The sequence below is a fragment of the Desulfobacterales bacterium genome (assembly GCA_034520365.1).
Lineage (GTDB): Bacteria > Desulfobacterota > Desulfobacteria > Desulfobacterales > Desulfosalsimonadaceae > M55B175.
The window spans coordinates 20,724-47,113 of sequence record JAXHNP010000008.1; the positions used below are offsets into that span (position 1 = coordinate 20,724).

24 protein-coding genes are annotated in these 26,390 nt (G+C 54.3%); 5 read left to right on the forward strand and 19 right to left on the reverse strand.

Annotation, left to right across the window (positions count from 1 at the left end; all coding sequences use genetic code 11):
- Positions 1-6: 6 nt before the first annotated feature.
- The 8 genes from U5L07_18925 to U5L07_18960 form a co-directional block, all read right to left on the reverse strand.
- Complete coding sequence (locus U5L07_18925; GenBank protein MDZ7833820.1) at positions 7-897, reverse strand: methylenetetrahydrofolate reductase; 891 nt, start codon at positions 895-897, stop codon at positions 7-9.
- A gap of 117 nt (positions 898-1,014) precedes the next feature.
- Positions 1,015-1,659 carry a methylenetetrahydrofolate reductase C-terminal domain-containing protein gene (locus U5L07_18930; protein ID MDZ7833821.1) on the reverse strand — a complete coding sequence of 215 codons (645 nt, stop codon included), beginning with the start codon at positions 1,657-1,659 and terminating at the stop codon, positions 1,015-1,017.
- Positions 1,656-4,793: an FAD-dependent oxidoreductase gene (locus U5L07_18935; protein ID MDZ7833822.1), complete on the reverse strand. Its 3,138-nt coding sequence runs from the start codon at positions 4,791-4,793 to the stop codon at positions 1,656-1,658. Before U5L07_18935 ends, U5L07_18930 begins: the two co-directional genes overlap by 4 nt.
- The gene (gene nuoE / locus U5L07_18940) at positions 4,793-5,305 is read right to left on the reverse strand and encodes an NADH-quinone oxidoreductase subunit NuoE (protein ID MDZ7833823.1); all 513 of its coding nucleotides are present in this window, start codon (positions 5,303-5,305) and stop codon (positions 4,793-4,795) included. Before nuoE ends, U5L07_18935 begins: the two co-directional genes overlap by 1 nt.
- Positions 5,306-7,984 (reverse strand): molybdopterin-dependent oxidoreductase, encoded by a 2,679-nt coding sequence (locus tag U5L07_18945; GenBank protein ID MDZ7833824.1) that lies wholly within the window; start codon positions 7,982-7,984, stop codon positions 5,306-5,308.
- A gap of 106 nt (positions 7,985-8,090) precedes the next feature.
- On the reverse strand, positions 8,091-8,966 hold the full coding sequence (locus U5L07_18950; GenBank protein ID MDZ7833825.1) for a methylenetetrahydrofolate reductase: 876 nt from the start codon (positions 8,964-8,966) through the stop codon (positions 8,091-8,093).
- Between the two features lie 33 nt (positions 8,967-8,999).
- Positions 9,000-9,575 (reverse strand): response regulator, encoded by a 576-nt coding sequence (locus U5L07_18955; GenBank protein ID MDZ7833826.1) that lies wholly within the window; start codon positions 9,573-9,575, stop codon positions 9,000-9,002.
- A 172-nt stretch (positions 9,576-9,747) separates the two neighbouring features.
- On the reverse strand, positions 9,748-11,583 hold the full coding sequence (locus tag U5L07_18960; GenBank protein ID MDZ7833827.1) for a PAS domain S-box protein: 1,836 nt from the start codon (positions 11,581-11,583) through the stop codon (positions 9,748-9,750).
- Positions 11,584-11,890: 307 nt separating this feature from the next.
- Between U5L07_18960 and U5L07_18965 the strand changes: the two genes are divergently transcribed.
- The 5 genes from U5L07_18965 to U5L07_18985 all read left to right on the forward strand — a co-directional run bounded on the left by U5L07_18965 (position 11,891) and on the right by U5L07_18985 (position 15,904).
- Positions 11,891-12,550 (forward strand): MBL fold metallo-hydrolase, encoded by a 660-nt coding sequence (locus tag U5L07_18965; protein MDZ7833828.1) that lies wholly within the window; start codon positions 11,891-11,893, stop codon positions 12,548-12,550.
- Positions 12,537-13,322, forward strand: a complete 786-nt coding sequence (locus tag U5L07_18970) for an amidohydrolase family protein (protein MDZ7833829.1) — start codon at positions 12,537-12,539, stop codon at positions 13,320-13,322. The genes U5L07_18965 and U5L07_18970 overlap by 14 nt, the downstream gene beginning before the upstream one ends.
- Before the next feature lie 93 nt (positions 13,323-13,415).
- On the forward strand, positions 13,416-13,895 hold the full coding sequence (gene tsaA, locus U5L07_18975; GenBank protein MDZ7833830.1) for a tRNA (N6-threonylcarbamoyladenosine(37)-N6)-methyltransferase TrmO: 480 nt from the start codon (positions 13,416-13,418) through the stop codon (positions 13,893-13,895).
- A 60-nt stretch (positions 13,896-13,955) separates the two neighbouring features.
- The gene (locus tag U5L07_18980) at positions 13,956-14,738 is read left to right on the forward strand and encodes a septal ring lytic transglycosylase RlpA family protein (protein MDZ7833831.1); all 783 of its coding nucleotides are present in this window, start codon (positions 13,956-13,958) and stop codon (positions 14,736-14,738) included.
- A 98-nt stretch (positions 14,739-14,836) separates the two neighbouring features.
- Entirely contained in the window at positions 14,837-15,904 is a 1,068-nt protein-coding gene (locus U5L07_18985) for an NADH-dependent flavin oxidoreductase (GenBank protein MDZ7833832.1), read from the forward strand.
- A gap of 13 nt (positions 15,905-15,917) precedes the next feature.
- On the opposite strand, the gene U5L07_18990 is transcribed toward U5L07_18985, so the two are convergent.
- The 11 genes from U5L07_18990 to htpG form a co-directional block, all read right to left on the reverse strand.
- Positions 15,918-17,276 (reverse strand): PFL family protein, encoded by a 1,359-nt coding sequence (locus U5L07_18990; GenBank protein MDZ7833833.1) that lies wholly within the window; start codon positions 17,274-17,276, stop codon positions 15,918-15,920.
- A gap of 3 nt (positions 17,277-17,279) precedes the next feature.
- A complete protein-coding gene (locus U5L07_18995) occupies positions 17,280-17,567 on the reverse strand; it encodes an ACT domain-containing protein (protein ID MDZ7833834.1) in 288 nt (95 codons plus the stop codon).
- Between the two features lie 265 nt (positions 17,568-17,832).
- Positions 17,833-18,381 (reverse strand): 2-oxoacid:acceptor oxidoreductase family protein, encoded by a 549-nt coding sequence (locus U5L07_19000; GenBank protein ID MDZ7833835.1) that lies wholly within the window; start codon positions 18,379-18,381, stop codon positions 17,833-17,835.
- Position 18,382: 1 nt separating this feature from the next.
- The gene (locus U5L07_19005) at positions 18,383-19,186 is read right to left on the reverse strand and encodes a 2-oxoacid:ferredoxin oxidoreductase subunit beta (protein ID MDZ7833836.1); all 804 of its coding nucleotides are present in this window, start codon (positions 19,184-19,186) and stop codon (positions 18,383-18,385) included.
- Positions 19,187-19,189: 3 nt separating this feature from the next.
- Positions 19,190-20,338: a 2-oxoacid:acceptor oxidoreductase subunit alpha gene (locus tag U5L07_19010; protein MDZ7833837.1), complete on the reverse strand. Its 1,149-nt coding sequence runs from the start codon at positions 20,336-20,338 to the stop codon at positions 19,190-19,192.
- A gap of 9 nt (positions 20,339-20,347) precedes the next feature.
- Positions 20,348-20,554 (reverse strand): 4Fe-4S dicluster domain-containing protein, encoded by a 207-nt coding sequence (locus U5L07_19015; GenBank protein MDZ7833838.1) that lies wholly within the window; start codon positions 20,552-20,554, stop codon positions 20,348-20,350.
- Between the two features lie 26 nt (positions 20,555-20,580).
- Complete coding sequence (locus tag U5L07_19020) at positions 20,581-21,690, reverse strand: ATP-binding protein (protein MDZ7833839.1); 1,110 nt, start codon at positions 21,688-21,690, stop codon at positions 20,581-20,583.
- A gap of 40 nt (positions 21,691-21,730) precedes the next feature.
- Positions 21,731-23,476 carry an ATPase, T2SS/T4P/T4SS family gene (locus U5L07_19025; protein MDZ7833840.1) on the reverse strand — a complete coding sequence of 582 codons (1,746 nt, stop codon included), beginning with the start codon at positions 23,474-23,476 and terminating at the stop codon, positions 21,731-21,733.
- Positions 23,469-23,636 carry a hypothetical protein gene (locus U5L07_19030; protein MDZ7833841.1) on the reverse strand — a complete coding sequence of 56 codons (168 nt, stop codon included), beginning with the start codon at positions 23,634-23,636 and terminating at the stop codon, positions 23,469-23,471. The genes U5L07_19025 and U5L07_19030 overlap by 8 nt, the downstream gene beginning before the upstream one ends.
- 21 nt (positions 23,637-23,657) lie before the next feature.
- Positions 23,658-24,053: a response regulator transcription factor gene (locus tag U5L07_19035; protein MDZ7833842.1), complete on the reverse strand. Its 396-nt coding sequence runs from the start codon at positions 24,051-24,053 to the stop codon at positions 23,658-23,660.
- Positions 24,054-24,341: 288 nt separating this feature from the next.
- Positions 24,342-26,285: a molecular chaperone HtpG gene (gene htpG, locus U5L07_19040; protein ID MDZ7833843.1), complete on the reverse strand. Its 1,944-nt coding sequence runs from the start codon at positions 26,283-26,285 to the stop codon at positions 24,342-24,344.
- Between the last annotated feature and the right edge of the window lie 105 nt (positions 26,286-26,390).

Sequence of the window (26,390 nt, forward strand, 5' to 3'; positions counted from 1 at the left end):
TGGCCATCAGGCGTTCAGGCCGGCGGCTTCCATAATCTCCGGAACCTTGTCTTCCTTGCCGATGGCCATGATGTGAACACCGTGGCAGATGTTTTCCTCCCTGATCTGCCGGATCATCCTGCCGGCAATGGCAATGCCCTTGGCAAGTGCCCCGCCTTTAGGGGCTGAGGCCATCTCGTCGATCAGATTCTGGGGCACGGTAACGCCTGCCACATTCTTATTCATAAACCGCGCCATTGGGGCGGAGGTCAGAAGAATGACACCGGCCAGGATTTTGACCGGAAACTGGCGGGCATAGTCCATAAACCGTTTAAAATTGTCCAGGTCATATACGGCCTGGGTCTGGATAAACTCAGCGCCCGCCTCAATCTTTTTTTCGAATTTAATGAGCTGCGGCTCTATCGGATTGGCCTCCGGGGTGACAATGGCGCCGGCGCAGAAGGACACGCCCCCGTCCAGTTCATTGCCCGCCATGTCTTTTCCGGATTCAAGACTTCGGATAGCGGCCACCAGCTGGCTGGAGTCCAGATCAAAGACCCCCTTGGCCTCCTTGTGGTCGCCCAGCATTACGGAATCGCCGGTCAGGCACAGCACGTTATGTATCCCGCGGCTTGAGGCAAACAAAAGATCCGCCTGAAGGGCCAGCCGGTTTCTGTCCCGGCAGGTCATCTGGAGGATGGGCTCGCCGCCCATTTCCTTGACCATGAGAGCGCCGCCCAGGGAGGGAAAGCGCATCACGGAGCTCTGATGGTCTGTCACATTCATCGCATCGACTTTGTCTTTCAAGAGCTCTATGTGATGCCCCACTTTCTCAAGGTTGGTGCCTTTGCCGGGGGCGACTTCACAGGTAACGACGAATTTGCCCGAGTCCAGGGCTTTCTTAAATGCGGACGGCATGGTTAATTCTCCATTAATATATTAAAAATCAGTAACTCAAATTGCTTTTTCCACCAAACACGCAATACCTAACACCTAATACCTAATACCTAATACCTAATACCCAACACCCAACCCCTAAATATTAAATTTCCCGGGGCTCGGCTCGCCCAAATGGTTTCTCGGCTGCTGATAATGGCGCATGAGCTCCAGACGGCCGAGTTCATTCAATCGGTTGTATATCAGGGTCCAGGCACAGTCCTTGTCCGGATCGATTTCGCATTTGCCGTTGTTGGTGCCGCCGCACGGACCGTTGACCAGACCCTTGTGGCAGGCGGTCACCGGGCAGATGCCGCCGGTCTCGCCGATGACGCAGGTGCCGCACTGTTTGCAGATTTCATTGAACTCGCCGTAGGCGGTTTCCTTGCCCACAAACAGGGTATCCAGTGCCGGGACGACAAATTTTTTGAGCTGCCGGGCGATGGTCTGCACCCCGTAGGCGCAGGTCATGATCAAAAGCGCCTCGGCCTGATTGAGCGGGGCTTTCAGCTCCTTTAGCATCTCGCCGGTTAAGTTGTCGCAGGCCACCGGCACCACCGTGGTGCCGGTGATGACTTTGCCCTTGGCCGAGAGTTTGTCCTTCATGGCGGCGACCTCCGGCTCCCCGCCGGTATGGGTCAGGGTCACGCAGGTGCCGCAGCCGATAATGAATAGGCGCCCGGCGTCTTCGAGCAGCCGGTCAATTTCTTCCTCGGATTTGGGCCGGGTAATGGAGCGGATCATAGCTCGCTGTCCTCCTTTTCAAGATCACATCGCAGGCACCGCATGGCTTCAAAGTGGGCCTGCGCCGGGGTAAATCCCTTTTCAACCTCCCGGAAGTCGCGTACCCGCTCATCCGGATTTTCAAATTCAACCGCGACGCGGCGTTTTTCTTCGGACGATTCCTCTTCCAGGGCAAGGCCCGTTTCCTGGGCCCGTTTGGTTTTCTCATCCGGCATATAGATCCGGGCCTTGTCACCGGCCAGGTATTTATCAATGGCCAGTGCCGCCCGCCGGCCGGAGGCGATGGCCCGGATAACATAGGTCGGGCCGGTGGTGAAATCCCCGCCCGCGAACACCCCCGGCACATTGGTGGCCAGCGTATTCTCATCCACCATGAGGCTCCCCCAAAGGGCGCGCTCAAGCTGGCTGTCCTCAGGCAGAAACGACATGTCCGGGGCCTGGCCGATGGAGATGATGATATTGTCGGTTTCAATATACTGGTAATCGTTGATGTCGCATTCCGGGTTAAACTTGCCCTCCTGGTCAAATACGGCCAGGCAGCGGGTAAAGCTGATGCCGGTGACCTGGTTGTCTTCATGAAAAATCGCATCGGGTGCCCAGGCGGGGTTTAGGATCACCCCTTCATCAGCCGCCTCAATAATGTCTTTCTCCCAGGCCGGCATCTGGTCCCGGCTTTCCAGGCAGAAGAGCTGCACATGCTCTGAGCCGGCGCGAAGGGCTGTGCGGGCCACATCCAGGGCCACATTGCCGCCGCCGATAATCACGGTCCGACCGGAAAGGGGCATGGGTTTGCCGGTCCGCACGTCGCTTAAAAAATTCAGCCCGTAGTAGAGGCCTTCCACGCCTTCTTCCTCGCCGGGGATGCCGATGCGCTTGCTGGCCTGGGCGCCGGCGGCAAGGAATACGGCGCTGTAGCCCTCCTTCATGAGATCATTTAGGGTATGATTGGCGTCAATGGGAGAGTTATAATGAATGCTCACGCCCGCGTTTTTAATGTATTGAATCTCTTCTTCGATGACCTGCCTTGGCAGCCGGAATTCCGGCACGGCAATGCCAAGCATACCGCCGGGTACGGGCTGGGCCTCGAAAACGGTGGCCTCATACCCCATTTCCGCCAGGAAGTAGGCGCAGGTAAGCCCAGCCGGTCCGGCCCCTACAACCGCCACTTTTTCATTCTTGGTCACGGGAAAGGGCTCCCGATCCGGGCCGACATTTTCAAAATACCAGTCCGAGGCAAAGCGCTTTAGCGATCGGATGGCCACCGGATCATCCAACTCCCCCCGCCGGCATTTGAACTCACAGGGATGGATGCAGATCCGGCCGCATACCGCCGGAAAGGGATTCCTCTCCCGGATAATCTCAACTGCATCTTCATAATTGCCGTTAGCGACCGCCGCCACATAGTTGGGCACATCAATGCCTGCCGGACAGGCGTGCTGGCATGCGGAGATCACCATGGAGTCGCATACCGCCCCGGCGCATCGGTGTTCCTGAATATGGTCCCGGTATTCCTGCTCAAAGTATTTGAGCGTGGAAAGCGCCGGCTTGGGAGAGGCCTGACCGAGCCCGCACAGGGAGGCCTCGGATATGGTCTCGCCCAGCGCCTTGATGCTGTCAATATCCTCAATACGGCCCTGGCCTAAAGAGATCCGGCTTAAGGTTTCCAGAAGCTGGGTGGTCCCCAGACGGCAGGGGGCGCATTTGCCGCAGGATTCGGACTGGGTAAAGCTTAAGAAAAACCGGGCGATTTCCACCATGCAGTTGTTCTCGTCCATCACCACCATTCCGCCTGAGCCCATGATTGCGCCGACCCGCTGGATGGTGTCATAGTCGATGGGGAGATTGATAAATTGGGCCGGCACGCAGCCGCCGGCCGGCCCGCCCATCTGGACGGCTTTAAACTGACGGCCTTTGGGAATGCCCCCGCCGATGTCATAGATGACTTCCTTGATGGTAATCCCGATGGGCACCTCCACCAGGCCGGTGTTGTTGACTTTTCCGGCAAGGGAGAAGATTTTGGTGCCTTTGCTGTTTTCCGTGCCCACCTGGCCGTACCAATCCGCGCCGTTCTTTATGATCAGCGGCACATTGGCAAACGTTTCCACATTATTGATATTGGTTGGCTTCTCATCCAGGCCAGCCTGGGCGGGGAAGGGCGGCCGGGGCCGGGGCATGCCGCGTTTTCCCTCGATGGAGGCCATGAGCGCGGTCTCTTCCCCGCACACAAACGCGCCCGCCCCCATTTTAAGGGAGAGTTTAAAATTAACTCCCGTACCCAGAATGTTTTCACCCAAAAGCCCCAGGTTCTCCGCCTGCTCGATGGCAATGGTTAAATGCTCCACGGCAATGGGGTATTCCTCCCGGACATAGATGAAGCCGTATTCTGCGCCTATGGCATAGGCCGCCAGAAGCATTCCTTCGAGCACGGCATGCGGATCGCCTTCCAAAAGCGCGCGGTCCATAAACGCGCCGGGATCGCCTTCATCCGCGTTGCAGATCAAGTATTTCGGAAAATTTTCCGCCTGGCGGGCGAACCGCCATTTCAGCCCTGCGGGAAAGCCCGCCCCGCCCCGGCCCTTAAGCTTGGCGGCGATTACCTCTTCAATCACCCCCTCCGGGGTCATCTGGGATAGCGCTCTGACCAGGGCCTTGTATCCGTCCCCGGCAATGTAGTGCTCGATGCGGGTGGGATCGATCCGTCCGCAATGAGCCAGAATCCGACGCTCCTGGTTTTTGTAGAAGGGAATCTGATCCCGGTGGTAAATGAGCTGATGGGTCCGGGGGTCTTCGTACGCCAGGCGCTCGATCAGCTGCTTTTTCCGGATAGTCTGGCCGACGATCTCCGCTGCATCCTCCGGGGCAACCTCCTGGTACTGGACGCCCAAGGGCTCGATGGCGATCACAGGCGCCTTGGCACAGAAGCCGTGGCAGCCGGTTGAGCGGACATCCACTTCTTTTTCAAGCCCATGTCTGCGGACTTCATCCGAGAGCGCGCCGGCGACATCCGCGGCTCCGTATGCCCGGCATCCGGTCATGCAGACGTGGATCTCCGTGCGTCCTTTTCCGGTATCCGCCAGAATTTTGTTGCGGAGCCATTCCAGCTGCCCGATGGATGTGAGTTTTTCAGATGCCATCAATCCGCCTCCTTGGCTTCGCTGGATGATTCAGCCGGCTTTGGCTTTCGGTATTGATCCAGTATGGAGTTGACTTTGGGCGGGGTGAGCTTGCCGTAGTAATTTTTATTGACCATCATGGTGGGCGCCAGAAAACAGGCGCCCAGGCAGGCCACGGTCTCCAGGGTAAACTGGTAATCCGGGCTGGTCTCGCCTTCTTCCAGGCTGAGTTCCTTTTTCGTCATGCGCAGGATGCTGCGGGAGCCTTTGACGTGGCAGGCCGTGCCCCGGCAGACGCGCAGGACATAGCGTCCCTTGGGCTGCAGGGAAAAGCCCGCGTAAAAGGTGATCACGCCCTGGACCTGGGTGGGAAACATATTCATGGCCATGGCAATGGGCTCAATCGCCGCCGGCGGGATGTAGCCGCAAACCTCCTGCACTTCCTGGAGAAGCGGAATAAGCCCCCACTTCCGGCCCCGGTATTTATCGATGATGGCGGACAGCTCATTCCAGTCTATGGCTTTGGGTTCCATTTATAACCTCTCCCCGCTGGTTTCGATTTTTTCAAGGTTTACCCGGCAGGCTGCCCAGCCCGGTGCGTCTGCGGCCGGGGCTGGGGATAGATCCACCAGATGCATGGCATCGTTTCCGTTGTAGGCCAGGGGAATAAACACCTGGCCTGCGGGCATGTCCCCATTGATCCGAACCCCCCGCTCGATTTGCCCGTATGCATTGCTCACGCGAAGTCGGTCGGTCTCTGATAGATCAAGCTTTTTGGCGTCATCTGCCGAAATTTCAATTTGGCCTTTAAGCGGATAGGCATGAATTCTTTCAGACCGGCTGGTGCGGGTGCCGCCGCCCATGTGATAGCGGAGCCCGGCGATAATGCCGGTATAGGGGTGTGACGGATCATCAAAGGAAGGGGTTTCCGGGATATCCGCCGGGGAAAAATGGAATCGGAAGCCGTTTTCCGATCCCTGGTTCTTGATCCATGCCTGCCGGTGGCTGCCGAGGTCCGCATAGATCGGCACCAGGCGCCGGATCTCCTGTTTTATCTGCTCAAGACTGTCATAGGGTTCCGGATATCCCATCTTTGCCGCCAGCAGGGCGAGTATCTCCCAATCCGGCCTGGCGTCTCCGGGCGGCGCCGCAACAGGCGTGAAGTTTTGAATCCGGCCTTCCATGCTGGTAAATGCCCCGGCTTTTTCCGTAAACGCCGCCCCGGGCAGGATGAGGTGGGCCAGTTTGGCGGTTCGGGTGAACAAAATATCCTGAACAATGATAAGTTCAAGGTTTTTAAAGGCCTTTTCCGCCCGCCCGGGCTGGGGCAGCTTTCTTAAGGGGTTTTCGCCCATGATGTAGACGGCTTTTAGGGTGCCGTTCTCCGCCGACTCAATCAGCCGGGCCATGTCAAGTCCGGGATCCGGAGAAATCTTGGATTGCCAGGCCTTTTCAAGTGCGCCTCTGCCGGCTTCATCCGAGAGCGGCGTGCGGCCGGGGAGCCAAGCCGGGGAGATGCCCATATCGCAGGCGCCCATCCAGTTATTGGCCTCTGCCATCAGATGGATGCCGGTGCCTATTCTGGCCGTGCTGCCGGTTAAAAGCGCCAGGTTAAAAAGGGCGTTGAATCCGGTCTCGGAAAGGGAGCTCCCGGCCGCCTGGCCGATTACAAAGGCCGCCTGCTTGCCGGCCAGAAGCGTTGCCGCGGTTTCCAGATCAGATTGGGACACCGCCGCCATTCGGGCCAGCTCCGCTGTGTCCCGGGCGTTTAAGCTTTCCGCGCAATCCTTGAAGGATTCGGCATGGGCCTCGATAAATTCAATATCATGGCCGTTTTGGGCGATCAGCGCCTTTGCAATACCGTTTAAAAGTGCTGTAAATGACATTTCCGGGGTTTTTGAGAGCGACGGCCGGATCCATTGCGCGGCGAAGAGGGAAAGCTCGTTGGGCAGGGGATTGACAACGATCAGTACAGCGCCTTTTTTGGCCGCCCGCTTGATATGGTAGCCAAGCACCGGTGCGGCATGGTCCGGATCAGGCCCTAAAACAACAATCGCCGGGGCATTTTCAAGGTCCATGAGCCGGTTGATGCGGCAATTGCCGCCGGTTTTTTGGTCAAGGGCCATCATCTGGGCCTGGCCGCGGCTTTCGGCCATGCTGACGATGTTTTCGGACTGAAAAATCGCCCGGCCGATTTTTTGAAACAGATAGTTTTCTTCCACGCTGCATTGGGTGGAGCCGATGAATGCGATGCTTTGCGGGCCATGGGTGCGTTTGATCTCAGTCAATTTGGATATCGCATGCGCAGTGGCCTTCTCCCACGATACCTCCTCAAACGACGGCTCTCCCGCCTCGTCAGTTTTCCGGATCATCGGGGCGGTCAGACGGTCAGCGGAGTTTAAAAAATCGTGGGAAAAATGGCCCCGGACGCACAGGGTCGCATGGTTGACGGTATCCTCAAAATCCCCGGGATTGATCTCCACGATTTTATCACCCGCAGTCCCTATGTTGAGCGTGCAGCCGATACCGCAGAAGCCGCAGACCGACAATGCTTCCCGTTCCGGGGTGCCGGCATACCGATTATTTTTCGGGCTCAGTGCGCCGGTGGGGCAGACGGATACACAGGTACCGCAGAAGGTGCAGTTTGATTGCTCAAGCGGCATTTCGTGGGCAGTGGCCGGTCGGGATTGAAACCCCCGGTGATTGTAGTCAATGGCGCCGGTGCACACCAGCTCATGGTCTGCCCGGATGCATTTGCCGCAGAGGATGCATTTGCTTAAGTCCCGGATAATGAAGGGGTTTAACTGCTCGAAGGATTTGTAATTGGGCATGGGATAAAGATCGTTTTCCCCGATGCCCAGCTTTGCCGCAATCCGTCGCAGCTCGCACCGGTTTCCCTTGTTGCAGACAATGCAGGATTCCGGGTGCTCGGCCATCATCAGCCGGACAATGTTTTTGCGATGGGTGAGAACGCGCGGGGATTCCGTCTGAATCACCATGTCCCGGGCAGCGGGTGTCACGCATGAGGCAAAGAGGCGCCCGGATTTCTCCTCTTCTACCAGGCAGAGCCGGCAGGCCCCATAGGGTTTTAAGTCCGGATGATAGCAGAGGGAAGGAATGGCGATGCCGTTTCCGGCTGCCACCTCGAACACGCTGGTGCCCTCTCGGCAGGCAATCTTTTTTCCGTTGATGGTCAACACAATGGTTTGCAAGATATTGATCCTCCTGTATCCGTTTATAGGATCAATACGGCCGCCTTGAGAATGAGGATGCAGAAGCGGTCTGGAGCAGCAGAGCCAGCGCGCGGAAGCGGAGCGGTTATTTCAATTTAGCCGCATCAAGGTATTGCTTGAGTTTTTCTTCTCCGCCGATGGTAATGATATGGATACCCTGGCAGAGATCCTTTAAGCCTTTTACCGTATCAGCAAACAGTTCAATACTGGCTTTTTCCTTGTCCGTGGCCCGGGCGAGCTTCTGGATGATCCAGTCCGGCACCAGCCCGGGTTTTAAGTGGCGGTTTAAGAACTGGGCCATGCCGGCGGTGCGGATGATCATGACCTCGGCGATGACCGGCACACCGAAGGTGTTGGTGCGCTTTAAGAACTTTTCAAACCGTTCCACGTCAAATACCGGCGTGGTGAGGAAATAGCCGGCCCCCATCTTGGTCATCTCCTCCATCTCGCGCAGCTCCAGATCCGGCACGTTTTTTCCCCAGTTGGATTCAACGCCGGAGCCCAGCAGGAATTCGCCTTTTCCAGGCAGCTCCCCGCCTTCAAGGCTTCGGCCCTCCCGGATGTGTTCGAGCACGGATTGGATTTTGCCGGCATCCACGTGGAAAAACATCATTTCCTGCAGGCTGTCGCCGGTGATGCGGTAGTCCTCGGTAAACACCAGAAGATTATCCACTCCGGCCGTTTGGGCCGCTGTCAGATCCTTCATCAGCTGGATACGGTTTTTGTCCCGGGTGGTGGTCTGGTAGATGGATTCAAACCGGTTTTGTTTTAAAAGCTCGCAGGTCTGAATGGAATCGCCGACAATACCTTCAAATTCGACTTCCGAGAGCGATACCCCGTCCACCCGGCCGCGGACCGAGCTTAGGTTTTTGATGAGGTTTTCCTGGTCGGATTCCAGAGGCGCCTGGAATTCCGAGGTGACGACAAAGTCTTTTTTTTCTAATGCTTCTTTTAATTTCATGGATTCGCCTCCCTGCCGGCATATGTCCGGTCGCTATTGGCGGAGTCCCAGAAGCCGGCTGACTTCCTCTTTTAACTGGGGCAGCGGCAGCGGCTTGGAGTAGCAGGCATCCGCGCCGTGTTCCTTCATCTGTTTGAACTTTTCCTCGTCCAGATAGGCGGAGAGGACGATAATCTTCGTGTTCCTGGTCTCGGGCGAGGATTTGATTTTCTGACAGACGTCAAAGCCTTTGATATCCGGCATCATGATATCGAGAATCAAAAGATCGGGCTGGAAGTGGCTTACCTGGATGCCGGCCTCAAACCCGTCGGCCGCGGATATCACTTCATAGTCGTATTCATCCTCTTCCAGGGCCTGGACGATGGATTCCACGATAATGGGGTCATCATCGACCACAAGGATTTTAACCCGCCCGGTTTCCACTTCTTTTTCCGGCAGCGGCATGCCCTGGTTTTCCATGAAAGCGATCAAGTCCTTGCGGTTGATGCGCCGGTGTCCCCCCGGGGTTTTGTATGCCTTGATCAGGCCGGATTCGATCCAGTTGATGATGGTTTTCGGGGATACGCTGCAATATTTGCTGGCTTTGAATACGGTAAGCACATCTTCCATGGCGGCTGTCTCCTTGGAAAGAATTTATATTTATTTCCATTATTGCAGAATATATTCGGCTGTCAAGGAAAAAATTAACCATACGATTTCTTAATAAACTTCTGAAATAAAGCTAAATATTTGTTTGATGGAAATAAGATTAAAAATTTTTTAGTTATTATATTTATTATAGTTATTCTTTTAGCGGCTCTTCAGGTGGCTGAATGGGCAGGGTAATGGTAAATGTCGTGCCGCTGCGGGGGGTGCTTTCAACCTGGATGTCCCCGCCGTGCTCCTTGATGAACCCGTAGCAGACGGAGAGGCCCAGGCCGACCCCCTTGACGCTGGATTTGGTGGTAAAAAAGGAGTCAAAGATCTTGCCGAGGTGTTCCTCCTTGATCCCGGCGCCGGTGTCCGTGATGTCAATGCGGACCTCACCGTTGTTCCGGGCGGTAGTGATGGTGAGGGTTCCACCGTCGGGCATGGCGTCCCTGGCATTGCCGATCATATTTAAAAATACCTGGCGCAGCTGGTTCGGGGAGGCATGCACCGGCGGAAGCCCCTCTTCAAGGTCGAAATGCACCTTAATGTCAAGTTCCTGGAGTTGTTTTTCATGAAGCATGATCAGCTCATCCAGTATCTTGTTGACGTCTGTGGCGGATTTTTCCTCCTGTTCGGGTTTGGAAAAGGAAAGCATTTTCCTGAGCATGTCCGCCAGCCGCACGGTTTCTGAAAGCGACATATCCAGGAGCTTTCGGCGCTTGTTTTCCGGGGAGATCTCGGTCTTTAAAAGCTCAAGGGTATTCATGATCCCGTAGATCGGGTTGTTTAATTCATGGGCGAGCTGCGAGGTAAGCCGGCCCATGGCCGCCAGTTTTTCCGAATGCAGCAGCTGCTCCTGGGTCTGCCGGAGCTGCTGCTCCATTTCAATGCGCTCCCGCAGATCGACAAATGACCCCACGGTGGCGATTTCATTGCCCTTGTCATCGTAGACCATAGCTGCAGAGAGGTTGCCGTCAATTACCTCCCCGTCGCGCCGGACATAGAGGAGGGGGTAGGAGCGAAGCATGCCCACGCCGCCGCTTTCCGGGCCGCGGATCATTTTCATGATTTTCCGCGCCACCCCTTCCGGGTAAATCTTGGTGATATTCATCTTGCCGATCACCTCATTGGCCGGGTAACCCAGGGTTTTTTCCGTCGCCCGGTTCCAGATGATGATGTTTCCGCTTAAATCCGCGGCCATGATGGGGTTTGGCGAGCTTTGGATGATCTTGTTCATGAAGTCATGGGCTTCTTTCAGCTTTTTCTCCATCTGATAGCGCTGGGTCTGGTCCACCACAATGCCCTCATAGCCCAGGACATTGCCGTGGGGATCGTAGCGCACATGGCTGGTCATCGAAACAAGGACCGGCGTGCCGTCCCGCTTTTTGAACTCCACCTCATAGTCCATCACCCGGCCGTCGCGTTCGATCATATCCTGGAATTTGCGGCGGTCCTCGGGCCGGACGTACAGATCCTGCGTAATATCCATGTTTAAGAACGGCTCTTTGCCGGGATAATCCAGCATATCCAGCAGCGTCTGGTTGGCGTCCAGGAATTTTCCCTCCTTGCTGCTGATATAGACGCCCACGCCCACATGCTCGAAAAGTTTGCGGTAGTGCTCTTCAGAGGCCTTGAGTTTTGCTTCCCGCTGTTTGCGGTGGGTGATGTCACGGTAGGCGCTCATTTTGGAAATCGAGCCGTCCGGATTGGCAAGCGGCATCTCTGTGAGGGTAAATGTCCGCCCGGTTTTCGGGACATATAGCTCCCAGTTCAGACTCTGCCCTTTAAAGATTTCTTCCGCGCGGCACCAGGGGCAGATTTCATTGGTGTCGTTTATCACCTCATAGCATTTCTTTCCGATACCATCCCCAAACAGCTCGACCATTTTGCGGTTCATGTATTCCACGGTATAGGATTGATCGATAACGTAGATTCCGTCATCAATTGTGTTTAAAATGGCGGTGAGCATGTGTTGTTCTTTGTCCATGGGAAGCCTCTCTTTTCTTCGTCTTAATCTTACTCTTACTCTTAATCTAACCCAATCGGCGGCCTGTGACACTGAACCGTTTCTAAAATCGGCTGCCCCTTCATACTTTTAAGATTAAAGGAAATTATAAAACAGGCAAGATTTTTATTGCCGGGACAGCGTTGGACATCAAAAGCCATGTATTCCCGGGGGCGCGCAAAACTGATTTGACACCATGGGAAATTGGGCCTATTTTTAACAATCATAACTACTTATTATGAATTTTGCAAAAAGTATAATCTGAGAAGATATAAAGAAAGGAAGCACCATGCAACTTACAGACCGCCTGCACGGATTTATCTGGACGTCAATGACCAGCAATAACTGCAACACCTATTTAATTGACGGGTCCGCCAGAATTCTGATCGATCCGGGCCATGTCACGCATTTTGACCATGTTCGGGAGGGCCTTTCCGGGCTGGGAATAAAACCAAATGATATCGATCTCTTGATTATCACCCACGCCCATCCGGATCACATCGAGGCGGTCCAGCTGTTTCGGGGCGGCAAAACGCAGATGGCTATGCACCAGATGGCCTGGCAGCTGATTGAAAATTTCGGGAAAATGATCGATCCCAACATGGATGTTGCGGCGTTCCGGCCGGATGTATTTTTGGGGGAAGGCGAGTTTTCCGTGGGCGATACCACGCTTGAGGTCATCCACACCCCGGGCCACTCCCCGGGTTCCATCTCCCTTTTCTGGTCCGAGGAGAACGCCCTTTTTGTGGGGGACCTGATTTTCAAGGACGGCATCGGCCGCACCGATATTCCGGGCGGTGATGGCAATCAGTTAAAACAGAGCATCCGAAAAGTGGCGCAAATCGAACCGGATTATCTGCTTCCCGGCCACGGGGATGTGATTACCGGGAAAGAGGCGATTAAAGCCAATTTCAAGCAGGTGGAGGACTTCTGGTTTGCCTACGTCTGATTTCAGATCAACCATCATCGACGCCCACGCCCATTGCGGTATCATCGACCGCTACCCGCCGCAGAGCTTCGAGGATTATCTGGCCCATGTGAAATCAAGCCCCATCGAGGGGGTTGTCATGTTTTCCCCGGTCGCGGAAATCTATGACCGGGATGATCCGGATTTTCATGATAATATGCACTGGCAGAACCAGCGGGAGGCCTCCAATCAATACCTGCTGGGCCTCCAAGATCGAGAATTGGAAGTAATTCCCTATTTTTTTATTTGGAATGATTTTGACGTGGATCAGCTCACGGAAAGGCATCGCGGCATCAAGTGGCACCGGCACGCGGACGAGCCTGAATATAATTATGATGATCCCGCCTGCCGTAAAGCGATAAATGAAATTCGGCGCCGCCGCATGCCGGTGGTTCTGGAAGAGGAATTGCGAAACACCATCCGGTTTATCAATGAGCTGGCCACCGGCGTCCGTGTCATTATTCCGCACCTGGGGTTTTTAAACGGCGGTTATCGTGCGATTGAAAAAGCCGGTCTGTGGGAAAATCCATGGGTGTATACGGATACGAGCCTGGCCGCGCCGGAGACCATTCTGGCCTATGTCAACACATACGGCCATGACCGCATCATGTTCGGCTCCGACTTCCCCTTTGGCCATCCGCCGGCTGAACTCGAAAAAATCCGAAGTTTAGGGTTCGCCCGGGAAGTGGAACAGGCCATCACCGGGGGAAATCTCAAGAAGCTCCTGAAAGACAGCAATCGCATTTCAGGTTGATCGTTGGATTGAGATTCATTTTGCCAGGAAAAGCGATTTTCGATATGGTCCATTTCAGATAAAACGTATCCACCAAAATCAGAGAGAACACAAATGACCATTCAGTTTGAACCCATCGGCGTGATCCATTCGCCGTTTAAAGAACTTGAAGGCATGCCGATTCAGCCCAAAGGCGCAGCCGGGGTCAAGGGCACGGTTGAGGTCTATGAACCCTACAGGCAAGGCCTTGATGATCTTGACGGCTTCTCCCATATTTATTTGATCTATCACTTTCATTTAAGTCAGGGGTATAAGCTGCATATTATACCGTTTATGGATGATGTGGAGCGGGGGCTTTTTTCCACGCGGGCCCCCAAGCGGCCCAACTCCATCGGTTTTTCGATTGTGGCGCTGGATAGCGTGGCAGACGGCATCCTTCATATCCGGAACGTGGATGTCCTGGACGGCACCCCGCTTTTGGATATCAAGCCCTTTGCCCCGCAATTTGACGCCCAGGAGAATGTCCGGACCGGATGGCTTGAGAAAGCCGGAAGAAGCGTGTCCGGCAAACGATCTGATGACCGGTTTAAGTAGACTTGACTATTTAAAAGCCCTATGAAACTCTCGCCGTTTTTTGATCACCGGATGGCCCGAATGCCCGTGGTCCGGCTGTTTGCCGGTATTGCCGTTTCTTTGCTCATTTCGGGTTTTTTGCTTGTTTTTCCCGGCTGCCGGACAGCACCGCCGCCTGATCGGCCGACAGCAAAGCCCGTGTCCAAGATTCCGAAGCCTTTAAAAACCCCGGACAGATACCGGATAAACGGGCAGTGGTACCATCCCATAACCGATTCCAAGGGCTTTCGCCAGTCCGGAATCGCCTCTTGGTATGGGGATCCGTTCCATGGCCAAAAGACCGCCAGCGGGGAAACCTATAATATGCATGCCCGAACCGCTGCCCACAAAATACTGCCCATCGGCACATTCGTGTTGGTGCGAAGTCTGGATACGGCCAAAGAAACGGTGGTGCGCATCAATGACCGCGGCCCGTTCGTTGGGGACCGGATTATTGACCTTTCTTACCGGGCGGCCAAGGAGATCGGCATGATCGGGCCGGGAACCGCTCAGGTGGAAGTTGTTGCCCTGGAAAAGGGCCTGCCGGAGACCGATCCGGACGGGGCCCGGCATTCGGATTTCTATACCGGCGATTTCACGGTTCAGGTGGGATCGTTTGTCAACAAAGACCTTGCCGAAAAGCTGCGTGACGAACTGCGGGCCTACAAAGAGCCGGTTTTCATTCAATCGGTGGAGCGGGAAGCAAAAACCTATTACCGGGTGCAGGTCGGCCGGTTTACCTCGCTTGCCAGTGCGAAAGCGGAAGCGGCCCGTCTTCTTGAATCCGGATACAGCGGGGCTTTTGCCGTAGCCAAGGATGACTGATAAGAAATTTTTGAGCCGCTTTCCGTCTTACTCTGGTTTATCTTATCCGGATGGAATTGCAGATTGCGGTAGCACCCAGAAAGTGAAACGGAGGCATCATGACTGAAGACAAACTATTTTCTTCTTTTCAAATCAAGAACAAAAAAATGAAAAACCGCATTGGGCTGGCGCCGATGACGCGGACCTCATCGCCTGGGGGAAGCATTCCGAGAAAAGACGTGCTGGAATTCCTGGTGCGGCGGGCGGAAAACGACGTCTCGCTGGTATTTACGGAGGCTATTTTAACCGATTATGAAAGTGCCCAGGGCTATCCCAAGCAGTCGCGCATGGTGACCCAGCAGCAGATCGATGCCTGGGGCCCGGTTGTCAAGGCCATTCAGGACGCCGGGTCAGTGGCGATCATGCAGATGTTTCACTGCGGTCGGGTGGCCTGGCCGGAAATAAACCCGGCTGAGCGCATCATTGCGCCCAGCGCGATTTCTCCAAAGCAAAACAACGTCATCACTGGAGAGCCTTATCCGGTCCCTGATGAGATGAGCCGATTTGACATACAACATGTCATCAACGGTTTTGTTGAAACTGCCCGGGGGGCTGTTGCAGCGGGGTTTGACGGCATGGAAATTCACGGGGCGCACGGGTATTTGATCAATGAATTTCTGTCGACGTATTCCAATCAGCGTAAAGACGATTATGGGGGGTCGGTTGAAAACCGGTTTCGGTTTGCGGCAGAGATTATCCGGGCCGTTAAGGATGTTGTGCCGGATGAGATGCTTTTGACATTCCGAATTTCGAATTGGGGGGTGGTAGACCCGGAAGTTTCCCTGTTTGACGCATCCGAGTGGGCTGAGATCATTTCACTGCTCGATGCCGAGCCGATTGATGCCATATCGGTGTCGACGCTGAATTACGCGGAAAACGCCTTTGATACGCAAATGAACATGGCGCAGCTAACCCGGCAGCATACCGGCAAACCGCTGATGATTTGCGGGAGCATTTATGACCGAAAGACAGCCGATGATGCCCTGTCGGACGCGGATTTTATCCTTTCGGGAAAATCCCTGCTCCTTAACCCCGACTGGGTGGCAGACATCCGCAACAACAAGCCGCTAAACCGCCGGACGAACGAGGAATCCAACGTGGCCTATACGGAAACGCCAATTCCATAAAAAAGTCAACTGTTTAATTCCGTATGCTGGTCACAGGCGCCGGCAGGCGGCCGCCGCGCTTTAAGAACTCTCCCGCGGAAAAGGGGCTGACCCGCATCACCGGGGCGGCGCCCAAAAGCCCCCCGAATTCCAAAAGCTCGCCGGCCTGCTTGCCGGGGGCGGGAATAATCCGCACGCCGGTGGTTTTGTTGTTAATCACCCCGATGGCCAGTTCATCGGCAATAATGCCGTTGATTGTCTCTTCCGGGGTGTCGCCCGGAACCGCAAACATGTCAAGGCCCACCGAGCAGACGGAGGTCAGGGCTTCCAGTTTATCCAGGCCGAGCGCGCCCTTTATAACAGCCTCTATCATCCCAGCATCCTCGCTTACCGGAATAAAGGTGCCGCTCAACCCGCCCACGCAGCCGCTCGCCATGGCACCGCCTTTTTTGACCGCATCCATCAATAGGGCTAATGCCAGGGTGGAGCCGTGGGCGCCGATTTTCTCGATGCCGAAGGCCTCGATCACGCCCGCCACCGAATCTCCCCGGGCCGTGGTGGAGGCAAGAGAGATGTCAACGATACCGAAATTGATATTTAAGGCCGCAGCCAGTTCCCGGCCGATCAATTCGCCGGCGCGGGTGATTTTAAAAACCGTCCGCTTGATAATCTCAGAGAGCCGGGTCAGGTCATTTTCGCGGTTTTTTTCCACCACGCTTTTGACCACGCCCGGGCCGCTGACGCCGATGTTTAATGTCGTATCCGCCTCGCCCACGCCGTGAAAGGCCCCGGCCATGAATGGGTTGTCCTCCGGGGCGTTGACGAACACGACGAATTTGGCGCACCCCACGGCATTCTTGCTTCTTTCAGCGGTTTGTTTAAGCATCCCCCCGAGCAGATTGACCGCATCCAGATTTAATCCGGAAACATTCGCGCCCACATTTAAAAACGCACATACCCGGCCGGTCCGGGAGAGGACCGCCGGCAGCGCCTCAATCAGCGTCCGGTCCGAGCAGGTCATTCCTTTTTGCACCATGGCGCCGAATCCGCCGATATAATCGATGCCCGCGTCTGCGGCAGCGGTATCCAGGGTTTGGGCCATTTCCAGAAACCGCTCCGGCCGGCAATGGGTTTCCATGATCAGGCTGACAGGCGTTACGGCAATGCGCTTGTTGACGATGGGAACGCCATACTTTTGTTCAAGCAATGCGGATTCATTTATCAAGCCGGAAGCATGCGCGCATATTTTATCATAGACCTTCCGCCGGAAAGCGGCAAAGTCCGAGTCGATACAGTCTTTCAGATTAACCCCCAGCGTGGTGGTCCGGATATCTAAATTCTGGCGCAGGATCATGCTGGCGGTTTCATAGATTTCTTCCAAATCAAAGGCCATGGTTCATATCCGGTGCATCATTTTGAAAAGGTTTTCGTGCTGAACCTGAATCTGCATGGCCAGATCCTGTCCGATGGCTTCCAGATCCCGGCCCATCTCCTCCATGGGAATCGGCATATCCGCTACATCCACCATCATGGACATGACAAAATAGCCGTCCGTCATGATCCGCTGGTTAATGTCCACAATGTTTACCGCTTTTTGATATAAATAGGATGATACGGTGGCTACCACGCCTTTGCGGTCCTTGCCGATCACGGTTATAAAAACCAGTTCTTTTTCGGATTCCATGATTCACCTTCAGTTAAATCGGCTCCAGGGAAATTCAGGTTTATAGTTCACGGTTCATAGTTCACGGTTCAAGGTTCACAGTTCGAGGTTCATAGCGCGTAGGGTGGATAAGCGACAGCGCATCCGCCAGGTATTTGGTGGATGCGCTGTCGCTTATCCACCCTACACTGCTCGGCAAATTAAAAACCGATTACGGGTACGCGTAAGAGTATGAACAGAAAGTTACTTTCTGCAAAAATGCCGTGACGGCGGCATAAACCGCTTTTCAAGAAATCGCCAAATTTTGCGCCAGGTCAAACCCCAGGTCAAATGCGGATTCGTTTAATTCAATGAAGTTTTTGGGCACGCGTTCCCGGATGACTTTTTTGACCGCCTCGGGCGAGACCACCCCGGTCAGCCGGACCACGGCGGCCAGCATACAGATATTTAAGACCACAAGGTTGCCGATCTTTTCAGTTACTGCATCCGTGAGCGGCAGTTCATTTCGCCGGGCATCCACGGTTTTTTCAATATGCACCCATCGGCTGTCCGTAATCAGGAGGCCGCCCGGGCGGAGCGAGGGGAGGTATTTCGTGTATGCGGTCTGGGTCAGGCAGACCAGGACATTGGGCTGGACGATTTTGGGAAAATGAATCGGGGCATCCGAGATGATGACATCGCTTCGCGTCGCGCCGCCGCGCGCCTCCGCCCCATAGGATTGGCTCTGCACGGCGTTTAAGCCCTCATAAAGGACCGCGGTTTCCGCCAAAATAATGCCTGCGGTAATTACCCCCTGGCCGCCGGAACCTGAGAACATGAGTCGGGTCTTTGCCATATTAGCTTTTCCCGCTTGCCATGTGGATCATTTTTTCATATTCGCTCGTGTATTCCGGCCGCTCGGTTTGGGCAAAAATGCCCCGCCTGATTTTATCCGGCGAGTCCGCCGCTGCTTTGGAATCCAGCGCCGCGGTCTGCTTCTTATAGGTCTCCAGCATATTGACCGCTGTTCCGAGCTTGTTTCTTCGGCCGAAGTTCGTGGGGCACTGGCTCATGACTTCGACCACGGAAAAGCCTTTGTGGGAAATCGCTTTTTCGATAAAGCCGGAAAGCTCCTTTACATGATAGGCGGTGGAGCGGGCCACGAATGTGGCGCCCGCGGCCTTCGAGAGCTCCACCAGGTCAAAATCATGGTCCACGTTTCCATAGGGGGCGGTGGTGCCGAACATCCCGCAGCCGGTCAGCGGTGAGAACTGGCCGCCGGTCATGCCGTATATGCGGTTGTTCATGATGATGGCGGTCATGTTAATATTTCGCCGGGCCGCATGCAGAAAGTGATTGCCGCCAATGGCGAGGGCATCCCCGTCGCCCATGGGTACAAGCACGGTAAGCTCCGGCCGGCTCATCTTGATACCCGTGGCAAACGCCAGCGCGCGGCCATGCAAAGTGTGCATGGTATGAAAATCCACATACCCGGAAATTCGTGCCGAGCAGCCGATACCTGAGACCATGACGATATCGCTTTTATCAATGCCAAGCTTTTCCACGGCCCTGAGCAGGGCATTTAAAACAATGCCGTGCCCGCAGCCCGGACACCACATATGGGGGAAAAATCGCTCCCGCAGATAATCGCGCACGGCCATGAGTCAGACCCCCTTTCCGTGGATGACGTGGATGATGTTCTGGATATCGGTGGGCGTAATCAGCTCGCCGTCTATTCGATTGGCGAGAAACACCCGGTCCGGCTGATGAACCGCCAGTTTGACCTGCTGGAGAATCTGGCCCATATTCATCTCAACCACCACAACGGACTGGGCATTGCGGCATTTTTCGCGTACCAGGGCATGGGGAAACGGCCATAGGGTCTGAAGCTCGAGAAGGCCCAGGTTCTCCCCCCGCTTGCGCCGGTTTTCCACCAGGTGAAGGGCGGAGCGGGCCGCCGCGCCGTAAGAGATCAGTACTGTGGGCGCATCATCCAGATAGAATTCCTTCCACCGGGTCATGTGATCCGCATAATGATCGATTTTATCCACCAGGTGCCGGATCAGGCCATAAACGATTTTGGGATTTTCCGTGGGGAATCCCCACATATCGTGAAAAAGCCCGGTCACATTGTAGCGGTGCACGCCGCCGAAATCCGACATGGGAAGGCGCCCGTCCTCCCGGGGGAGATAGGGATGATAGTCCACGCCCTGGGAGACCTCGGTCTTAAGCCGCCCCACTGTGGGGATATCGCCTTCATCCGGCACCTCCAGGCGTTCCCGCAGATGGCCGGTGGTCTCATCGAGCAGCAGGATCACCGGGGTGCGGTAGGTTTCCGCAAAATTGAAGGCATTGACGGTCATGGTAAAGATATCCTGGTTCGTGGAGGCGGTAAGCGCGATGATAGCATGTTCCCCGTGGGTGCCGTAGCGGGCCTGATTGACATCGCCCTGGCTCACATGCGTGGGGAGACCCGTGGACGGGCCGCCGCGCTGGACATTGACGATAACACAGGGGATTTCCGTCATAATGGCATAGCCCAGCGCCTCCTGCATGAGGGAGAAACCGGGGCCGCTGGTGGCGGTCATCACCTTGTGCCCGGTCAACGAGGCGCCGATAATGGCGCAGATCGAGGCGATTTCATCCTCCATCTGCAGGAATTTGCCGCCTATCCGGGGAAGCCGATTGGCCATGAACTCCATGATTTCCGATGACGGGGTAATCGGATAGCCGGCGAAAAAGTCAAGCCCCGAGTAAAGTGCGGCTTCGGCGCATGCCACGTTGCCTTGCACGAATTTCAGCGATTGGGTCATAAAGTTTGCTTATTCCTCGCAGATCACTTCAATTGCCAGATCCGGACACCGGTATTCGCAAAGCCGGCAGCAGATGCAGGCATCGGGTTGGGCTGCATGGACCTTTTGTTCATCATCCAGCTCGAGTACGCTTTTCGGGCAGAAATGCACGCATATGCCGCAGCCTTTGCACCATTCCCGCTCTATGCGGTGTTCTTTGAGTTTTGGTTTGCCCATGGGTCGGATCTGTATTTTTTATGGATTCAAGGGTGGCCCGCCAGTGCGTCGGTTGGCAGCAGCAGGCTGAAGGTTGAGCCTTCGCCCTCCCTGCTTTCAAACTCGATCCGCCCCCCGTGCGCCTCCATGATTTTTTTGGTGATTGCAAGTCCCAGCCCCGTACTGGTCTCACCGGCGGTGGGGCGGACACTCAGCCGATGGAATTCACTGAACAGCATATTTTGCTCCTCGCGCGGGATGCCCGGCCCCTGGTCCTGAACGCTGAATACGGCGTGGCTGTTGGTCTGGTATAAATCAATGTGTACGCAGGTGCCGGTGGGCGAGAATTTCACGGCATTGCTGATCAGGTTGTCAATGGCCTGGCTGATCCGATGGGGATCAAAGGAGATGTTCTCGATTTCATTTAATTGGGGGGTCATCTGAATATGTTTCTGATCGGCCTGCACCGCATGGAGCCGGATGCGCTCCATGGCCAGGTCTTTTAATGAGCCGGGTTTGTGCACAATATCCAATCGGCCGCTTTCAATCCGGGAGATATCTAAAAGGTCATTGATCATGGCCAGCATGTTTCGGCTGGTGGAGTGAATGATGGATAAAAATTCGTTTTGTTCCTCGTTTAAATTGCCGGCGTTTTTGAGCAGCAGCTCGGAAAACCCCCGGATGGATATCAGCGGGTTCCTTAAATCATGGGCCACAATACCGATGAATTTGTTTTTGATCTGATTGATTTCCGCCAGTTCCTCCTGGTTTTTGCGAAGCGTTTTCTCCAGGTTGATGATGCGCTGGCCCACTTTGAGCCGGGCGTTTAACTCCAGGAGGTTGATCGGTTTTTCCAGATACTCATCCACCCCCGCGTCAAAGCTTTCTAAAAGATCCGCCTGTTCCATGCCGGTGGTTAAAAGCACAATGAATACATAGGGCTGATCCTCTTTTTCCCGCAGCCGCCGGCAGACCTCAATGCCGTTTAAAACCGGCAGCTCCCAGTCGAGAAGGGCGATCTGGATATTCTGGCGGACAATGGTATTTAAGGCATCTTTGCCGTCCGCCACTTCGGTCATCCGATGCCCCTTTTTTTGGAAGAAATGGCTCAGCATGTCGCGGATTTTGGGGTCCGCGTCCGCAACAAGAATATTCATCTGGGAAGCTTCCGAAAATCCATGATTTTAAAAAATTGGCTCATGAGCGGGCCGATCCACCGTCTGCCTGCCGGGGCAGCCGCCGCTCCAGTTCTTTGAGCGAAATCAGGCCCCGCAGCACTTTTTTAAGCCCGTCATAGGCCATATTTTCATAATTATATTCCCTGGCTTTTTGGTGCATTTCCGATTTGGCCGCATGGGCGGTGGCCAGTTCTTTTAATGCGGAAGTGACTGAAAGAAACTCATAGATGCCAATGGAGCCTTGAAATCCGCTATGCCGGCAATAGACGCATCCGGATTCCTTCCAGGCCGGGACTTCGGCGTTTTTGTCGGCAATAAACATCTCCTGAACCGCATCTTCAGGCAGCAGGTGTTTTTCCTTGCAGTGATCGCAAAGTCTGGCTGCCGGCTGCTTTGCCACAACCCCCGTCACCAGGCTGTCAAGGCCCAATTCCATTGCCCGGGATAAGGCCTGAAAAGTATCATCCGCCGGCATGCCGGCAATAACAAACTGCTCAGACGGGTCAAGCCCCAGCAGCAGATCTGTCAGCTCCGGATCATCCATGTTTTGGATGTATATCATCCTGGGATGCTGATTCAGGCAGGATTCGAGCAGCGCCCGGCGCGTCCCCCCGGCTTCCGGGTTGATCTGGTATTGCTCCACGCCTTTCATCAGATACCGGATATCATCTTCAATGCTTAAATATTTGCCTTTGCCCGAGGCAAATCTTGAGAGCATGGCATAGGCAATAGGGGCGGCATCAGCAGGCTTTGGGGTCGCAATCAGGAAAATACCGCTCGCCTTATCCAGCTGCCGGGCGATAAACTGCTGGAGCTTTTTGGACATATACAGATCCGGCAGATCCGGAAGCCTGGAAAGGGGCGTACGATCCATGAGTTTCAGGAAATACTTTTCCCCGCTGTCCGTGGGCAGGCTTAAAAATTGGATATCGTATTTTTTGCCGGGCGTGGGGAAAAGGATGCGGCTGTATTGCGGGTCCGCTGATTCTTTGTCTGCTAATTTGGCCAGTTTTTTTAAATTGGCGGCAAGGCTTCGGTGTACCGGCGGATCAATCAGAAATTTTTCTTTAAAGCTCTGGTCCTGCACAAAATAGACCTGGGCACCATCAGTTCCGGGTTCAATCAGTATTTCGCTGGCGCCCTCCATAATACCCACCAGGATAATGGCCACGTGCAGCTGGTTGATGGATTCCTCACCGGCGATTTTTTTGAGTTCTGAAAGGGTAATCCGCTGGGATGCGGCCAGTGCCCTGGCGGCGGAAATTTTGTTTAAAAAATCCTGGAGAAAGGCATTGGTCTGATACTCCTGCTCAATGGCCCATTCAATATCCTGGGGCAGGGCGAAAACCAGGTTCACCGGCCCGCCGATGCGGCGCTCAATCTCCCTTGCCACTTTTTTGCTTTGCGGGGCGGCGGTGGCCACAGTGATGGTCTCCCCCATTTGATAAACCGGGATGGCGTAATATTCCCGGGCGAACCATTCCGGAAGGCGCCGGACCACATTCGGCTGGAAAAGGGTTTTTTCAAGGTCCACGTGGGCAATACCGATGGAGTTGCACCATATCTGACAGAGCTCCTGTTTGGACCCGTATCCGGTCTGGATAAGAGTCATCAGGACATCTAAGGCGTTGCCGTCAAATTCGGTCAAAAGATCCTGAATGAAATCCTCCGGCAAAATTCCCTGGGTTTTAAGCCGGCCGAGGAATTCAGGGTTTTTAATTTTGGGCCGTTCCGGGGTGCGGGCAGAGACCATGGGGTCAGTCATGTTTTCTCTGTTTCCTCTTGAGGTTCTCAATCATGAGCTCGGTAATGGTCTGCTGGGAGATGTTTTTGTCCTGGCGCTCGTCCGGATGCTGATGATTGATATCCTCACTAATTTCTTTGCGCATTTTTTTGAGATCGTATTTTTCCATCACCTGTATCATAGAAATCCTCCGGACGAATGACTATTGCATGGCTTCGCGATAGGCCCGCCAGATCTTTCGGATCACATCTTTAATCTCATCAATGGGCAGGTCTTTTCGTACAAATCCGGCTGCGCCCAGCTGCATGCAGTCTTCAATGGTGTCTTTGTCCGCAAGGGAGGTGATCATAATGACAAAGGCATTGGGATGCTTCTCCCGGATTTCAGCCAGCGCTTTTTTTCCGGATTTGACCGGCATGTTGATATCAAGCAGCAGCATGTGGGGCTTTAATTGAAAATACTGGGTGACGGCGTCCTTGCCGTTTTGCGCCTCTCCCGCAACTTCGCAGTTCATGGACTCCATGACGGATCTCAGGAGACGGCGGACATGATCCTCGTCTTCGACAATCAGAACGCGCGGCTTTTTTTTGGGCGGCATTGTAAAACCGTTCCTCGCTGCGGGAGCTCGTTTAATGCCAGGGCAAATTTGTTTCTGACGACAAACCCAAAGATTATGGGCTTTTTGCCCGAACGGTCGGCGCGGTGGCCGACCCTACGACGGGCGGGCTCACCCCTTGCGTAGGGCAGGCCACCGTGCCTGCCTAATAAATACAGAACCTTGTCCCGCCATCATCACGGCGGGACAAGGAAAAGTCATCAAAATAATTATAAAAAATTTATAGCAGCGTAAAGAAAAAAATGCAATATCAGATGAGGGAAAAACGCCTTAAGCCGCAATCCCCTTGGCCATCAGCTCACCCACCATCTTGCTGAACCGGGCGGGGTTTTCGACTTTCCCGCCTTCGCTCACCACCGCCAGATCCAGCAGCAGCCGGCTGTAATCCTTCAGGGTTTCGTCATCCGCATTGTTCTCATGCAGGGCCTGGATTTTTTCAAGCAGCGGATGATTGGGGTTTAACTCAAGAATCCGCTTGGTCTTGGGCACGGACTGGCCGGAGGCTTTAAGCAATTTTTCCATGTAGGCGCTCAAGTCATAAGTATCCCCGGACAGGCAGGCCACGGATTCCTTTAAATGTGAGGAAGGCTTGACATCCTTGATTTCATCTTCCAGGTAGGATTTGATTTTTTCAAACAGGCCCTCATACTTGGTTTTGGTCTCCTCGTCCACCTGATCAAGCCCCAGGTCCCCTTTTTCCGCGCTTTTGAGCTGTTTGCCGTCATATTCCGGCATGGCCTGGAGCACAAACTCATCCACCGGATCGGTCATCAAAAGCACTTCATAGCCTTTCTCCTTTAATGCCTCCAGATGGGGGCTGTTCAAGAGGGTGGTGAGGTCGTCGCCGGTGAGGTAATAGATGAATTCCTGATCCGGTTTCATGTTTGCGACATAATCTTTTAAAGCGACCCATTTGCCCTCTGATTTCGAGGTTTTAAACCGGGTATGTTCAATGATTTTATCCCGGTTTTCAAAATCCGTATGAATACCTTCTTTAAGCACCACGCCGAATTCATTATAGAACTTTTCATACTCTTCGGCCTCCATATGGGCCAGTTTGTCCAGGATCTTTTTGGCTAAGTTTTTGCGGATATTTCGGACCAGGGCGTCCTGCTGAAGGATTTCCCGGCTGATATTTAAATTAAGATCCGGCGCATCCACCACGCCTTTAATGAACCGCAGGTACTCGGGCAGGATTTCCTTGCAGTCATCCATGATAAATACCCGGCGGCAATAGAGCTGAACCCCGTGCTGCCGGTCCGGAGAAAAAAGGTCAAACGGGGCCTGGGACGGGATGAAAAGCAGCGCGCTGTATTCGGTCACCCCCTCCATCTTGAGATGCAGGTGCGTGAGGGGCGGGTTCCAGTCATGGCTGATATGGGAGTAGAAATCCGTGTATTCCTCCTCTGAGATCTCCTTTTTATCCCTTGCCCAGATGGCCTTCATGGAGTTCAGGGTTTCTTCCACGATTTCCGTTTTCTTTTCCCCTTCAATCGGTTTGCCGTCCTTATCGAGCACCTGCTGATCTTTGGATTCGGCATCATCTTCCGATACCTCGCGCTCCACATCCATGACAATGGGGTAGCGGACAAAATCAGAATGCCGCTTCACCGTCTGGCGGATCGTCCATTCTTGTGTGAAATCCGGATCATCCGCATCCAGGTCCTTCAGCTTTAGGATCACATCCGTGCCCCGGGTCGGCTTATCAGTCGCTTCGATGGTAAATGCGCCGTCCCCTGAGGATTCCCACTTGACCCCGGTCTCGGAATCTACGGACCGGCTGATCACGGTGACCGTGTCGGCCACGATAAATGAACTGTAAAAGCCCACGCCGAACTGCCCGATCAGTTCCGGGGCCAGGGTGTCCTCTTTTTTGGATTTTTCAATGGCCTCCAAAAATGCCGCTGTGCCGCTTCGGGCGATGGTGCCCAGGTTTTCCACCATTTCATCATAGGTCATGCCGATCCCGTTGTCTGAGACGGTCAGGGTCTTGTTTTCTTTGTCCGGGATGATTTTAATTTTAAACTGGCTGTCATCGCCCAGAATGTCGGTGTCGGTCTGGGAACGGAAGCTTAACCGGTCAAGGGCATCCGAGGCATTTGAGATCAATTCCCGCAGGAAAATTTCCTTGGTGGAATACAGGGAATTGATCACCAGATTCATAAACTGCTTGACTTCTGTTTTAAATTCATAGGTTTCTTTGTTGTGTGTCATATGTCGCTCCTCTTATATCTGATGAGTTATTCAAACGAGTTTTGATAAAGGCGGGAGAATATTTTTAAATAAATTGGGATTGATTTGAAATTTGTCAACCCCCTT

Excerpts from the sequence above, each read along its gene's own strand:
- nuoE (MDZ7833823.1), bottom strand. The coding sequence starts at position 5,305 with ATGGAACCCAAAGCCATAGACTGGAATGAGCTGTCCGCCATCATCGAT.
- U5L07_18980 (MDZ7833831.1), top strand. The coding sequence starts at position 13,956 with ATGCCCGTGGTCCGGCTGTTTGCCGGTATTGCCGTTTCTTTGCTCATT.
- tsaA (MDZ7833830.1), top strand. The coding sequence starts at position 13,416 with ATGACCATTCAGTTTGAACCCATCGGCGTGATCCATTCGCCGTTTAAA.
- U5L07_19025 (MDZ7833840.1), bottom strand. The coding sequence starts at position 23,476 with ATGACTGACCCCATGGTCTCTGCCCGCACCCCGGAACGGCCCAAAATT.
- U5L07_18955 (MDZ7833826.1), bottom strand. The coding sequence starts at position 9,575 with ATGGAAGATGTGCTTACCGTATTCAAAGCCAGCAAATATTGCAGCGTA.
- U5L07_19020 (MDZ7833839.1), bottom strand. The coding sequence starts at position 21,690 with ATGAATATTCTTGTTGCGGACGCGGACCCCAAAATCCGCGACATGCTG.
- U5L07_18990 (MDZ7833833.1), bottom strand. The coding sequence starts at position 17,276 with ATGGCCTTTGATTTGGAAGAAATCTATGAAACCGCCAGCATGATCCTG.
- U5L07_18935 (MDZ7833822.1), bottom strand. The coding sequence starts at position 4,793 with ATGGCATCTGAAAAACTCACATCCATCGGGCAGCTGGAATGGCTCCGC.
- htpG (MDZ7833843.1), bottom strand. The coding sequence starts at position 26,285 with ATGACACACAACAAAGAAACCTATGAATTTAAAACAGAAGTCAAGCAG.
- U5L07_18960 (MDZ7833827.1), bottom strand. The coding sequence starts at position 11,583 with ATGGACAAAGAACAACACATGCTCACCGCCATTTTAAACACAATTGAT.
- U5L07_19030 (MDZ7833841.1), bottom strand. The coding sequence starts at position 23,636 with ATGATACAGGTGATGGAAAAATACGATCTCAAAAAAATGCGCAAAGAA.
- U5L07_19000 (MDZ7833835.1), bottom strand. The coding sequence starts at position 18,381 with ATGGCAAAGACCCGACTCATGTTCTCAGGTTCCGGCGGCCAGGGGGTA.
- U5L07_18930 (MDZ7833821.1), bottom strand. The coding sequence starts at position 1,659 with ATGATCCGCTCCATTACCCGGCCCAAATCCGAGGAAGAAATTGACCGG.
- U5L07_18965 (MDZ7833828.1), top strand. The coding sequence starts at position 11,891 with ATGCAACTTACAGACCGCCTGCACGGATTTATCTGGACGTCAATGACC.
- U5L07_19010 (MDZ7833837.1), bottom strand. The coding sequence starts at position 20,338 with ATGACCCAATCGCTGAAATTCGTGCAAGGCAACGTGGCATGCGCCGAA.
- U5L07_19005 (MDZ7833836.1), bottom strand. The coding sequence starts at position 19,186 with ATGGCCGTGCGCGATTATCTGCGGGAGCGATTTTTCCCCCATATGTGG.
- U5L07_18950 (MDZ7833825.1), bottom strand. The coding sequence starts at position 8,966 with ATGAAATTAAAAGAAGCATTAGAAAAAAAAGACTTTGTCGTCACCTCG.
- U5L07_18925 (MDZ7833820.1), bottom strand. The coding sequence starts at position 897 with ATGCCGTCCGCATTTAAGAAAGCCCTGGACTCGGGCAAATTCGTCGTT.
- U5L07_19015 (MDZ7833838.1), bottom strand. The coding sequence starts at position 20,554 with ATGGGCAAACCAAAACTCAAAGAACACCGCATAGAGCGGGAATGGTGC.
- U5L07_19035 (MDZ7833842.1), bottom strand. The coding sequence starts at position 24,053 with ATGCCGCCCAAAAAAAAGCCGCGCGTTCTGATTGTCGAAGACGAGGAT.
- U5L07_18985 (MDZ7833832.1), top strand. The coding sequence starts at position 14,837 with ATGACTGAAGACAAACTATTTTCTTCTTTTCAAATCAAGAACAAAAAA.
- U5L07_18995 (MDZ7833834.1), bottom strand. The coding sequence starts at position 17,567 with ATGGAATCCGAAAAAGAACTGGTTTTTATAACCGTGATCGGCAAGGAC.